Annotated in this window: 12 protein-coding genes; 4 read left to right on the top strand and 8 right to left on the bottom strand. The window is 39.0% G+C overall.

Features of this window, described 5'->3' with window-relative positions; all coding sequences use genetic code 11:
• Positions 1–31: 31 nt before the first annotated feature.
• Positions 32–784, top strand: a complete 753-nt coding sequence (locus tag EXE10_RS10780; RefSeq protein WP_130113361.1) for an energy transducer TonB — start codon at positions 32–34, stop codon at positions 782–784.
• A gap of 111 nt (positions 785–895) precedes the next feature.
• Positions 896–1,618, top strand: a complete 723-nt coding sequence (locus EXE10_RS10785) for an energy transducer TonB (protein ID WP_130113362.1) — start codon at positions 896–898, stop codon at positions 1,616–1,618.
• Here the strand turns inward: EXE10_RS10785 and EXE10_RS10790 are convergent.
• The 8 genes from EXE10_RS10790 to EXE10_RS10825 all read right to left on the bottom strand — a co-directional run bounded on the left by EXE10_RS10790 (position 1,615) and on the right by EXE10_RS10825 (position 10,547).
• Entirely contained in the window at positions 1,615–2,040 is a 426-nt protein-coding gene (locus tag EXE10_RS10790) for a YqaA family protein (protein ID WP_130113363.1), read from the bottom strand. The genes EXE10_RS10785 and EXE10_RS10790 overlap by 4 nt on opposite strands.
• 29 nt (positions 2,041–2,069) lie before the next feature.
• Positions 2,070–2,354, bottom strand: coding sequence for a hypothetical protein (locus EXE10_RS10795; protein WP_130113364.1), 285 nt, complete (start codon positions 2,352–2,354; stop codon positions 2,070–2,072).
• Between the two features lie 65 nt (positions 2,355–2,419).
• The gene (locus EXE10_RS10800; RefSeq protein ID WP_130113365.1) at positions 2,420–3,037 is read right to left on the bottom strand and encodes a glutathione S-transferase N-terminal domain-containing protein; all 618 of its coding nucleotides are present in this window, start codon (positions 3,035–3,037) and stop codon (positions 2,420–2,422) included.
• A gap of 290 nt (positions 3,038–3,327) precedes the next feature.
• Complete coding sequence (infC, locus tag EXE10_RS10805; RefSeq protein WP_086322731.1) at positions 3,328–3,879, bottom strand: translation initiation factor IF-3; 552 nt, start codon at positions 3,877–3,879, stop codon at positions 3,328–3,330.
• A gap of 5 nt (positions 3,880–3,884) precedes the next feature.
• Positions 3,885–5,807, bottom strand: a complete 1,923-nt coding sequence (gene thrS, locus EXE10_RS10810) for a threonine--tRNA ligase (protein WP_130113366.1) — start codon at positions 5,805–5,807, stop codon at positions 3,885–3,887.
• A gap of 443 nt (positions 5,808–6,250) precedes the next feature.
• Positions 6,251–7,411, bottom strand: a complete 1,161-nt coding sequence (locus tag EXE10_RS10815; protein ID WP_130113367.1) for an alanine racemase — start codon at positions 7,409–7,411, stop codon at positions 6,251–6,253.
• 76 nt (positions 7,412–7,487) lie between these two features.
• Complete coding sequence (locus tag EXE10_RS10820) at positions 7,488–8,786, bottom strand: D-arabinono-1,4-lactone oxidase (protein WP_130113368.1); 1,299 nt, start codon at positions 8,784–8,786, stop codon at positions 7,488–7,490.
• A gap of 12 nt (positions 8,787–8,798) precedes the next feature.
• On the bottom strand, positions 8,799–10,547 hold the full coding sequence (locus tag EXE10_RS10825; RefSeq protein WP_130113369.1) for a neutral/alkaline non-lysosomal ceramidase N-terminal domain-containing protein: 1,749 nt from the start codon (positions 10,545–10,547) through the stop codon (positions 8,799–8,801).
• Positions 10,548–10,683: 136 nt separating this feature from the next.
• On the opposite strand from EXE10_RS10825, the gene EXE10_RS10830 reads away from it, so the two are divergent.
• Entirely contained in the window at positions 10,684–11,733 is a 1,050-nt protein-coding gene (locus EXE10_RS10830) for an AraC family transcriptional regulator (RefSeq protein ID WP_130113370.1), read from the top strand.
• Between the two features lie 231 nt (positions 11,734–11,964).
• Positions 11,965–13,611, top strand: a complete 1,647-nt coding sequence (locus EXE10_RS10835; protein WP_130113371.1) for an acyl-CoA synthetase — start codon at positions 11,965–11,967, stop codon at positions 13,609–13,611.
• Positions 13,612–13,662 lie beyond the last annotated feature (51 nt).

Consider the following 13,662-nt stretch of genomic DNA (forward strand, 5'->3'; position numbering starts at 1 on the left):
GCAAGTTCAATTTGCATGAATTGCCAAAGCTATGAATAAAGTTATTTTTACAACATGCCTTTTATGCCTTTCTACATATAGTTATAGTGCTGAAAAATTACCTACCATTAAAGTGCAAGGTAACCAATTAGAACAAAATGATTTACAACATTTAACTACTCGTATTCAATGGCTTAAGTTCCCGCAAGTTAAATACCAAAGTAATGAATTAAAAGACCAAGAACGTTCAGCCATTATTCGCGTCAAAGCAGATCATTCCGGTAAAGTGATTGATGCTGAAATTCAAGAAAGCACAGGCATTCGCCAGCTTGATCAAAAAATTATTGATGCTGTTGAAGTTGCCAAAGTTAAACCTGCAATAAAGAATGGTAAATCCGTTGCAATGGTGGGTTATCAGACATTCACCTTAACTATGAATAATGCAACAGACCACAAGCCATCGGCACAATGCACCTATACATTTCATTCAAATCATTGGAACAAGCAGGAAAATGGCAAATCTGTTGCATTCCGCTATACCAAACAACCTCAACTTGCACTTCATGAATCGTTATTGAAGTTTAAAAATCGCGTAGTGAAATTCAAATTTAAAGTGAATAAACAGGGTGATGTGACTCAAGCAAAATTAACCAAACTTTCTGGTGTCAATGCTTTAGATCAGCAAGTACTTACAGCGGTTGAAAATTCACGAATTGAAGTAAAACGCTCATATCGAACTTTATGGACATATAAACCATCTAGTTTTAGTGATGAAATTCATTTCAAAACCAATGATTGTCAATAAAATAAATTCAGTAACTTGGTGAAAAATAACTGAGCTACTGATCTAGCAATTTTCACCTAGACAACTAGAATGGCGAAACGACTAAAACTGCGATAAAACACTTTATACGATATGAAAAAAATATTTTTAATCAGTACCGCACTCTTACTTAACCAATCAATCCTTGCAGATGTCGCGCAAACATCTTCTGCCCAACAAGCGGCTAAACTTACACGGGATTCAGCACAATGGCGCATCGCACCTCGCATTCGTATCCAACCCTGCGACCTTGAAAATCAAAACCGTAAACTTGATCTTCAGATCACAGCAAATCCGCAAGGGAAAGTGACTGATGTAAAAGTTTTAGAAAGTACTGGTGTTGACCATCTCGATCAAAAGATTATAAAAACAGTATATGCATCTCGCTTTAGACCCACTGGCGAAACTTTTACTGTGAGCCAAGCATTTGCTTTAAATTTCACAGGACAACCAACAGCATCATGTAGACCTGTAAAACAGCAAAATACTTGTGTGTATTTATTTGAAACCAAAGTTTTAGGCGAACAAATTTTAAAACATAAGACTCCTTTTCAATATAAAGAAGTGCCTAAATTTTTTATTCACAAAGATGAACTAAAAGGCGAAAGCAGAGAAGTTCATTTTTCGTTTAAACTGTCCAATAAAGACCAAATTTCAAATATTAAAATCAATAAAAGCTCTGGCTTAACTCATCTTGATCAACAAGTGATTTCAGCTTTCTCCACCACTAAAGTGACGGCTGATAAAAAATGGTGGCAATTCTATAAAGTGACGCATCAAGATCAGATTGTATTTGACCTGAATAAATGTCCTTAAATCAGACCTAAGTAAACCCAATAAATAAACAGATAGCGCCCTGCTTTTGCAATTGTGACGATGAATAGAAAGCGCCAAAAGTTTTCTTTCATCAAACCTGCAATGAGTGTGATTGGATCACCTATCACGGGCGTCCAACTCAGCAACAAAGACCAAAAACCATATTTTTGGTAAATTTTCTCCGCTTTTATCATATTTTTTTCAGAAACTGGGAACCATTTTTTATTTTTAAATCGCTCTATTCTCAAACCTAAATACCAATTCACACACGAGCCTAATACATTACCTATCGTTGCAATAATAAGTAATAAATAAGCTGAATATTGCGTTTGTAACAACAGTCCAACCAATACCGCTTCAGACTGTAAAGGCAGTAATGTTGCTGCACCAAAGGCAGATAAAAAAAGTAAAAGATAAGCCATGAAAATTCAGAAAATTAGCGATGCTTAATTTACAAATTTAAAGATTTTTTGGTTTTAAAATATTGAAAATTCGCAGCAATAATTGCCACGATAATCACTGCAATACGTGCCCAAGAATAACGTTGCGCGATTGGATCAATCGTCGCACGTAATACTGAGGTATCTTGCACTTTTACATCGGGCAATAGGCTCTGAATATGCACCACTTCCACGATATATAACACTGAACATAGGGCGATCCCCATAATCACGCACCAATAAATTTTAGGATTTTTCTCTAAAATATACGTGAGATTTAAAAAGAATGCTTTCATTGCTCATATCCAACATTAAAAAAACCACCAGATTTGGTGGTTCAGCAGTTTAGCATATTCTGATTTTAAACTTTGATGGATAATGCACGTTGAACAGCTGGGCGCGCAGTTAAACGCTCAACATATTCTTTCACATAAGGATAATCATCAAGGTCTATTTGTTGCCATTCATGGCGCAACACCCAAGGTAAGATTGCCATATCTGCAATCGAATACTCACCTGCCACATATTTCTGACCGATCAATTGATGATTTAGAACCCCATATAAACGCTTTGTTTCAGTCACATAGCGATCAATTGCATAAGGAATTTGTTCTTTGGCAAATTTTCCAAAATGATGGTTCTGCCCGAGCATTGGACCCAAACCACCCATTTGCCACATCAACCATTGTTCAACCTCAACACGCTCTTGTTCATTTTCAGGATAATATAAGCCTGTTTTACGCCCTAAATATTGTAAAATCGCACCCGACTCAAACACTGAAATCGCTTCGCCATTTGGGCCATTTTGATCGACAATGGCTGGAATTTTATTATTTGGGGATATGCGTAAAAAATCAGGTTGGAATTGATCATTTTCTAAAATATTGATCGGGAAAATTTGATAATCCAAACCCATTTCTTCAAGTGCAATAGTTATTTTATGTCCATTGGGTGTCCCCCAATAATACAGATCAATCATATTTCATCCTTCCGCTTTCTCGCGTATTTTCTATATTTTATGACTTTAGTATTGTACTTTTATAACATGATTTTGCTAAATCGAATATGTCATCAATCAAGATATTTTCATAATTTATTCCAAAATAAAGCAATAAACTTATATTAAACAATCCTAATTATCATATTTTGATATTTGAATTACGACACTATTAAAGTTTATTTATCCAAAAAACCAGCGCCATTAAATCTGAAAACGCTGCCCATAAAAAAGCACTGCAAATGCAGTGCTTTTCCAAGATCAACAAGGGATTACTTTTTCTTTTTAGGACCAAGTAACATACCCATTTGACGACCTTCCATTTTTGGTGCTTGTTCAACAACACCACACTCAGCCACATCTGCTTCAATTTTTTGTAATTGAGCAAGACCCAACTGTTGGTGAGCCATTTCACGACCACGGAAACGTAGAGTAATTTTGACTTTGTTACCTTCCTCAAGGAACTTGAGAATAGCACGCAACTTAACGTTGTAATCACCAACATCTGTACCAGGACGTAACTTGATTTCTTTGACCTGAACTTGATGCTGTTTCTTTTTCGCATCTTTTTGCTTTTGCTTCAGATCAAATAAATGTTTGTTGAAATCCATGATTTTACAAACAGGCGGTTCTGCATTTGCCACAATCTCAACAAGGTCAAGATCTGCGTCTTCAGCAGCACGCAACGCTTCTGCAAGCGTTACGATACCTTTCTGTTCACCATCTGCAGCAACGAGACGGACTTCTTTTGCCTTAATCTCGTCGTTCAATGCAGGACGATTGCTTTTAGCACCTTGTTGTTGGTTACGGTCAGGCTGTTTAATCTTTCTTACTCCACAATGTACCGGCCGCGTTCGGCAACGGCTGCTTTCACTAAGTCAACAAATGCATCAATTGACATAGTACCTAAATTTTTTCCAGAACGGGTACGTACGTTTACAGTACCTTCTTCCACTTCTCGGTCCCCAAGTACCAATAAGTATGGAATACGCTCTAATGTACGCTCACGAATCTTAAAGCCGATTTTCTCATTTCTCAAGTCTGAAATTGCTCGAATTCCATTTTCTTTGAGTTTTGCGACCACTGACTCACATGCTTCCGCTTGTGAATCTGTAATATTCATGACACATGCTTGGATTGGCGCCAACCATGGTGGCATAAAGCCAGCGTAGTGTTCAATAAGTATACCAATAAAACGTTCGAAACTGCCAAGAATTGCACGATGCAACATCACAGGATGGTCACGATCGTTATCTTCTGTTACATAAGAGGCATCTAAACGTAACGGCAAGTTAAAGTCACACTGAATTGTACCACACTGCCAGATACGACCTAAACAGTCCTTCAATGAGAATTCAATCTTCGGACCATAGAATGCGCCTTCACCAGGCTGTTCTTGCCAATCAAGACCTGCTGCATCTAAAGCATCTGCCAAAGATTTTTCAGCAACATCCCAAAGCTCATCTGCACCAACACGTTTTTCAGGACGTGTAGACAATTTCATTTGTACTTCTTCAAAGCCAAAATCTTTATACACATCTAAAGTGAGCTTAATGAAATCTGCAACTTCTTTACCAATTTGTTCAGTGGTACAGAAAATATGTGCATCATCTTGAGTAAAGCCACGTACACGCATGATGCCGTGTAAAGAACCTGATGGCTCGTTACGGTGGCATGAACCGAACTCAGCTAAACGAATTGGCAAATCACGGTAAGACTTCAAGCCTTGGTTAAACACTTGTACGTGACATGGGCAGTTCATTGGTTTTACAGCATAGTTACGGCTCTCAGACTGAGTCGTAAACATATTGTCTGCATAGTTGGCTGCGTGACCCGATTTCTCCCACAGGGTAAAGTCTACAATTTGCGGAGTACGGATTTCTTCATAGCCATTGTCTTGTTGAATTTTACGCATGTACTGTTCAAGCACTTGGTAAATTGTCCAACCATTTGGATGCCAGAACACCATACCTGGTGCTTCTTCTTGCATATGGAACAAGTCTAAAGCTTTACCGATTTTACGGTGATCACGCTTTTCAGCTTCTTCAATACGTTTGATATAAGCAGCGAGTTCTTTTTTATCTGCCCAAGCAGTACCATAAATACGTTGCAATTGTTCATTCTTCGCATCACCACGCCAGTACGCACCAGACATTTTAGTGAGTTTGAATGATTTTAAGAATTTAGTATTCGGTACGTGTGGACCACGACACATATCTACGTATTCTTGATGATAGTACAAGCCCATTTGCGTTTCATCAGGCATATCTTCAATTAAACGTAACTTATAATCTTCGCCGCGCTCAGTGAACAGTTTGATCACATCAGCACGCGGTGTCATTTTTTTAATGACATCATAATCTTCATCGATCAGCTTTTTCATGCGTGCTTCAATGGCAGCCATATCTTCAGGTGTAAACGGTTTTTGACTGAAAATGTCGTAATAGAAACCATCTTCAATAACGGGACCGATCACCATTTTGGCTTCAGGGAAAAGTTGTTTTACCGCATGACCCACAAGGTGAGCACATGAGTGACGAATGATTTCAACACCTTCCTGATTTTTAGGGGTAATGATTTCCAGTGTTGCATCTTCGGTAATTAAATCACTTGCATCGACTAAGCGACCATTCACTTTACCTGCCAGCGTATTTTTCGCCAGTCCAGGTCCAATACTTTGCGCAACTTCCATCACAGAAACTGCTTGATCAAATTGTTTTTGATCGCCATTTGGCAATGTGATAATAGGCATATTTAAAAATCCTTAAGGAGTGATGCCCCGTACAATAGAGCATATCACCGCGAGATTATGATCGAGGGAAACCCTCAAAAGATAAAATCGGTGGAACAGAATAAAAGTGTGTCGAATTTTACACCTTAAATCGGCTTTTATAAACCTTTGTCAAAAAATTATGTTCAATCCACTTCTATTAAACCTCTTGCGTAAATCAAAAAATAAGCAAGCATTAAATCCAAATATTAATCTAAAAAGTATCAGGAGTTCCTTCTCTTGCGCCATATATGGCTCAGGGATGAGGAGGTAACTCCGCAAGAGGATGAGGGGATTTTTAAAGAAAAACCTCTCCCTAACCCTCTCCTAGCAGGAGAGGGAACCTCCATTTTTGGCTCATTCACTTTGGAAATCACTTTCACAAGAGGTCTATTAATTCGAAATTTTAAGGGAAAATATAAAAACTACTCTCTAAACGTCTCCCACGCTTCAAATTGGCGATTTTTATAAAACCAAAGTTTGGCAAATTGCGGAATAATCGCTTCACTCTGTGTCGGTCTTAAAAAGACAAAATCATCCACATCAATTTGCGTCTGTTTTGGCACATTGACCATTTCCTGATTGGTACTGCGTCCATACAATGCATGTGGATGAATACCTTGCGGATGGACATAACCCGCCATCCAATAACCACCATACACAAACAAAGCCTTAGTTCGATGTGGTAGACGATCTAAAAGTGTCAATCCTGGTAATTGCGTATAAGGCAATACTTTCAATACAGGGGTTGCGATCCACAATGCGGATTTTAAAACCTGTAAACTCTCAGAATCAAAATCACTCGGTTTCAGCAACATCGAACCAAAAGCCAAATCATTACATACACTTTGTTCCACATGAAACGCAAAAGTTGGACTTCCGCCACCATTGAAACAAAGCTCATCATGCCAAAGCTGTGGAAATTGTCGTTGAATCAGCAATTGATAGTTTTGATAGATCTGCTGAGATTCTGCATAAGCATCTTCAGATTTTTTGATGATCGAAGGAAGTTTTGTCACATGTGCGTCATAGCCCATCAACCCTGCAAATTCTAAATATTCAGCATGTGTCTGAATGAACGATAAAATAGATCGCAAATCTTGTTCTGATGACACACCACCACGATGCAAACCGACATCAATTTCTATACTTATTTTCAGTTTGATCGCAAACTTTTTAGCAACGTCTAAATACTGTTCAAGGCGTTGTTGTGTATCCACCAACCATTGAATTTTTGCATGTTGCCAATGATGATTTTCTTGATAAAAATGTTGCAACAACGACACAGGCATTGGCTTTCCAAGCAAAACATCTGCATCTGAAAATGTTTCCAAAATCGGCAAGAGCTGTGGCAAATGAAACACCATAAAGCGTTGCGTCGCCAGCCGTTGACTGATCTGTTTCAGTAGTTCCAAACATGCCAATGACTTCACCACCAAACGAGGTTGTACATGTGGCGCATACTGAAATTTCTTTGCTGCATAATGCAGGTTTTGTTCAAATGCTTGAGCATCTACAATCAGTCGTGGCAAAGCCAATTCACTCTGCTTCAAGTCTTGATTGAGTTGTGCAAAAAAATGATTCATATCCTGCCCTTTTTTATATTTTAAACGTCATGCCAATGTTACTTTTCCATCAATAGCACATTCAAAGTCCATCAACTCATTCTGACAAAAATAATTTTTCTAAATACGGATTCAAAAATTTCCGCTCAGGATCCAAGTACTCACGTATTTGTTGAAACTGATCCCACATCGGATACATTGCCCTTAATTGCGCTGTGGTCATGCTATGCATTTTCCCCCAATGTGGACGACCTTGATGGCGCTGTAAAATGGGTTCAATTTCATTAAATAACAATTGTGGATCTTGCTTAATGTATTGATGTATCGAAATCGAAATCGAATCACGCTGATAAAATGGACTTAGCCAAATATCATCGCCTTTGACAAAACGAAACTCTATCGGGAAAAAAGTTTGCTGTTTGGATTGTTTCATCTTAGCAAGCACGTCCTGCAAACAATCCACGCCCAGCTCGACAGGAACTTGATATTCCATTTCATTGAACTTGGTATTGCGTGGCGTTGGAAATATCTTGCTCGACCAATCCACAAAAGTTGTTGGCTGAATAAATACCCCCAACAGCTTTTGCAATTTCGGATTTAATGAAGGAAATGTCTTGGTCAACTCACAACACACCGTCAATAATGTATCTTCTGATGGAAAAGCGTTTTTACGTGGCTGAATTTCTTCTTCCGAAATATCCAAGGTTTTCAACATCAACTTAGACGCATGTGAAAAGGCAAAACATTCGATATGCCGATGTTCATTTTTCCATTGTGCAATATTTTGCATAAAGTCCTGCACATCACAGAGCTTCACATGTTCTTTGAGCTTATAACGTGGTTTATTTTGCATAGTGATTTTGGTCAAAATTCCCAATGTGCCAAGTGATACCCGCCCAGCATTGAAAATATCAACATTTTCATGACGATTACAACGCAAGATCTCGCCCGATGCAGTGAGTAATTCAAACGCCTCAACATAGGCTGAAATACAATGTAAATCAGTGCCTGTACCATGTGTTCCTGTCGATACAGCTCCTGCCAAACTTTGTTGATCAATATCGCCCTGCTGCATCAACGATTGCTGAATCGGTTGTAAATACTGATCTAAGTTAAATAAACGTGTTCCTGACCAAATACTCGCTTGCGACAAAGCAGAATTCACTTGATCTACCCCTGCAATATGATCCAATGACAACAACGTTGCATCGGTGCAGACCAATGGTGTGAATGAATGCCCTGCCCCCACCACTCGAATTTTAGAATGGTTTTGTACGATATTTTTTAACTCATCAATATTTTGCGGTTTCAGAATTTGCGTGGGTTGTGACTTTTGATAACCCGACCAATTATTCCATGTCAGTGAATTTTTATTTTGAGTCAATGCTTGATTCATAACGCTCATCCTTTAGCGTACGGCTGTTTTTAAATTGCCGTGATTGGTTCTTTTCTCTAATTCATGTTTTGGAATCTCTGCGGGGCGTGTCGTCTGATCGTATTGACGCTGCGAAGACTCTAAATTTAACTGCTGCGAAAGTTGTTGAAACTTGAATTGAATCGCCGCATGTGTCCATTGCCCATATAAGGTATGTGCCCCCTCATAGGCTTGTTGCTGATATTCTTCATTGGTGGTGATATAGCCCATATAGTCATTGCAATAAGACACCAAACAGGTTTTTTCCAATGCAGAATTTCCTGCCAATTGCTGACTTACGGTTTGAATCAAGCGATTCCCTGCTGTTGTGGTGATTTCACCTGGACAGCAAACCAATGCCAATTGACCAATTTTTAAAATTTGCAGTGGAATAACACTCGGTACCAATGGACTGACTTGAATCGCACCTGCTTTGACTTGCCGATTCATTTCCGCAATTAAAGGATCAATAATGCTTGGTGAAATATCTATATTCTGACCAAATAATCGATTTTCAGCGCTTTCCAATACAATATCTTTTGGAAATTGTGAATCATAAAGTGCTTTGTATTTTAAATAATCTGGCGCATTTGGATTCGCCAAGCGTTTTTTACGCACTTGCTTTGAAAATAAAGACATCACTTGGGTAATCGGTTTGGCAGCGCCTTGACCATCGATAGGTGTTCCGCGAAAAAAACCTACACCATGACATGCCACGCTGGTTTTAGCATTTTCAACACCATTGCTAAACTCAGCAGGTACATCGATTTGACTTAGATCCGCATAACTGAGTACACCATCCAAATCACCTTTTAACCATGTCACTGACGCATGATGGTTACTCAATGCTTTTACTGCTAACTCACTTTGATAACGCCCATTTTGTTCAGCATATTGATATTCTTTTTCGCCTTTAATTTGTTTGCGAATCTTATCTTGCTTCGGACCATGAAAATGTGGCGATACATCACCTGCAGTCGCTTGAGCAAAAATCGCAACGGGATATTCAACACCTTGGTCTTGTAAATATTGCTCACTTAAAGCAGAGGCATAGCCCTTATTGTCTCCATCATGGGCTTTTAAAGTATTGCCCAAACAGGTTGCATGCACGCCAAATAAGGAAATCAATGCGTTGAGTTGTCGCTCATTTTGATCACTGTGACGATAAAAACCGAGCAATTGCATTTCACGATTCAACGCCAAATGGGTTTCTGTTTCAACTCTTTGCACGACATCTGGATTGCGATTATAGGCTTGCAGTGAACGATTCCAGGCGACGGGGGTTTGATCTGAAAACTGACAAGTTTGAAAACAAATCTCAGTTTTCTGTTCTGCATCCATCGCATTGAAAATACTGTGCGTAACCGCTTCAATCACAGCATTTAAATGTTCAGGTACAAACCTAGGTGTCGGCATATTATAAAGTGCTTCATAGGCACAGCCTCCTGGTGCTGAATGCGTATGCGTTGCCATCATCAATAATTTTTGTTCATCAAACTTATCTGCTAATTTTTGTTTTAAAGCATCCACGACACCTTGGCGCATCGCATAGGTAATACAACCAAAATCCAAACAACACATTATCGTAGGCTGTGTCTGTACAGAATCTCGAATCGTAAATGTTCTGGCAAATAAAGCGGTACGCTTTTCATAAGCACGATGCGTCCAGGAACCAAAGCCGAACATAGCAAAACCTTGTGCTTGTATGTGTATTTCCTGCTTATCCCAGCCGACCATAAACATAATTAAAATCCTTTATTTTCCGTCTTTAGTGTAATTAAATCTTTTACAATATCAGAAGTAGATTGAATCTTAATCAAAAATATGCGATACCAACGAGGGTAAAAGCAACAATAATATGGGGGGCGAATCGGACTTCATGAGTGAACAGCAAAAGGAATTTGCCAATTCTCAATACTATATACCACCGATGATTTTGACCAGTTTGATCCACTATGCAGAACAACAACACTGGTCTTATGCGGAATGGTTTTCAACACAAAGTTTAGACTTGGAACAAATACGCCAAGGACATGGTTTTGTTGAGTTTTCAGAAATTTGTAGCGTCATTTCTCAGGCAATTCAACAAACACAGCAACCTCACTTAGGCGTTTTACTGGGCAGCAGCGAAGGTCAAATTTCAATGGGAATTTTAGGTTTCGCGATGCAAGCCTGTAAAACCGTAGAAGAAGCCATGCAAACCGCCCTGCACTATCACCCCATTTCAGGGAGTGTCTTAGACATTTCTTTTAATATTGTGAATGATTATTGCGAAATTGAACTGAGTGAGCGAAGTCATTGTGGGGATTTAACCGCTTTTTTTTGTGATGAAGCCTTTGCCAGTATGATCACCTGTTTAAACATGATGCTAGGGGATCATCATGATTTGGTTCGCTTAGAATTAAGTTATGATCATTCTGTTTATTTAGATGACTACCAAAAGTTTTTCAATTGTCCAATCCTGTTTAATGCCCATAGAAACTTGATTCGATTTAATGCGGCAATTTTAGCAAGAGCCATTAAAACTTATAGCCCTGTCAATTTTCAATCGGCAATTCAAATCTGCGATCAAGCCTTAAAACAGTTTGAGCAAATGAATCAACATAGTTTGGTCAATGTGTTACAACATCTTATTGAAAGTCACTTACCTGATCGTTTCGACATGCAACAAGCAGCTCAACATTTTCATATCAGTGAGCGCCATCTACGCCGTTTATTGCTCAATGAAGGTCTAAATTTTCAACTACTCAGACAACAAGTTTTGGAAGCGAAAGCCAAACAATGGATCGAAGATAATCAATCCATCAGTGAAGTGAGTTTCAAATTGGGCTTTAGTGAGTTGCGTGAATTCCGCCGTGCATTTAAAAAATGGACAGGATATTCACCTACAGAGTACAAAAAAACTAAACTCTTGGGTTCAGTTTCTTAGTGCTTTATTTAACCAAATGTAAATAGCAGCAAAATTTACTCGAATAAAAAATTTATATTATTTGATTTATTTTCAATAAATTAAATAAAAAACTTATTCTTCAATAAATTCTAAGTATGTAAATGCATTTACATTTAGAATAAATACTCGACTAAAGAATAAATGCATTCAATTCACGATATGCATATCTTTTAGACATGGAAAATAAAACAAATACAGATGGAGCTTTACATGGTCAGTGCATACGATGAATTACCACGCACACCTGCCAATTTCGTAGCATTATCTCCGCTACGTTACTTAGAACGCGCAGCATATATTTACCCACATCAAGATGCGATTGTACATGGTGCACGACATATTTCTTGGCGTGAAACTTATACCCGTTGCCGTCAATTTGCCCATCAATTACAAAATCTAGGCATCCAAAAAAATGATACAGTTTCGGTGCTTTTACCGAATACTCCAGCCATGGTTGAAGCACATTTTGCTGTGCCAATGGCAGGTGCAGTTTTAAATACACTAAATACGCGTTTAGATGCAAAAACCATTGCATTCATGTTGGAACATGCTGAAACCAAAGTGCTTTTGGTTGACCCAGAATTTGCAGCAATGGCGCAAGAAGCGGTTGCACTGGTACCGCAAGAGATTTACATCATTGATGTGGCAGATGTTGAATATGAAGCCAATGACACGACTGCACGTATTGGTCAGATCGAATATGAAGAATGGCTCAAAGGTGGCAATGAGAACTTTGAATGGCACTTGCCTCAAGATGAATGGGATGCGATCAGTCTAAATTATACTTCTGGTACGACAGGCAACCCGAAAGGTGTGGTTTATCATCACCGTGGTGCGTACATCAATGCAGCAAGTAATATCATTGCCTGTGGCATGACACCACGCTGTAAGTATTTATGGACTTTGCCACTATTCCACTGTAATGGCTGGTGTTTTGCATGGACGATTGCAGCCAATGGCGGTACCAATATTTGTTTACGCAAAATTGATCCTGAACTTATTTTCAAACTGATTGATCAATACAAAGTGGATTACTTCTGTGGTGCGCCGATTGTCTTGTCGATGTTGATTAACACACCTAAAGACAAACAAATCAAATTTAATCATCGTGTTGAAGTGATGGTGGCGGGTGCTGCGCCTCCTGCTGCAATCATTGAAGGTATGCATCATATTGGTGTGCAAGTGAATCATGTTTATGGTTTGACTGAAACTTATGGTCCTTCTGCGCTGTGTGCATCACAAGCAGGTTGGAGTGAGTTGTCGATTCAAGAACAAGCACAGCTTCACTCGCGTCAAGGTGTACCTTATCCATTACAAGATGGGATGCGTGTGCTTGATCCTGAAACCATGCAACCTGTACCGAATGATGGCACGACCATGGGCGAAATCATGTTCCGTGGCAACATCGTGATGAAAGGTTATTTGAAAAATACCCAAGCCACTGAAGAAGCCTTTAAAGGTGGTTGGTTCCATACGGGTGATTTGGCAGTGTGTCAACCTGATGGTTATGCAAAAATCATGGATCGTTCAAAAGACATTATCATTTCAGGCGGTGAGAATATTTCATCGCTTGAAGTTGAAGAAGTACTTTATACCCACCCTGCGATCATGACTGCGGCTGTGGTGGCAAAACCAGACCCTCGTTGGCAAGAAGTCCCTTGTGCATTTATCGAACTGAAACAAGGTGCTGAAACCACACCAGAAGATGTGATTGAATTCTGTAAACAGCATTTAGCTCGCTTCAAAGTGCCAAAAGATGTGGTAATTTGTGAGATTCCAAAAACCTCGACAGGTAAATTACAGAAATTTGTACTACGTGATTGGGCGAAAGAGCGTTCAGTCGGTGAGTTTAATTAATCGGGATAATCCCCATTCATTAATAAGAGAGGTGGCATAAGCCACCTTTCT

The organism is Acinetobacter sp. WCHAc060033, from assembly GCF_004209125.1.
Taxonomy (GTDB): domain Bacteria; phylum Pseudomonadota; class Gammaproteobacteria; order Pseudomonadales; family Moraxellaceae; genus Acinetobacter; species Acinetobacter wuhouensis.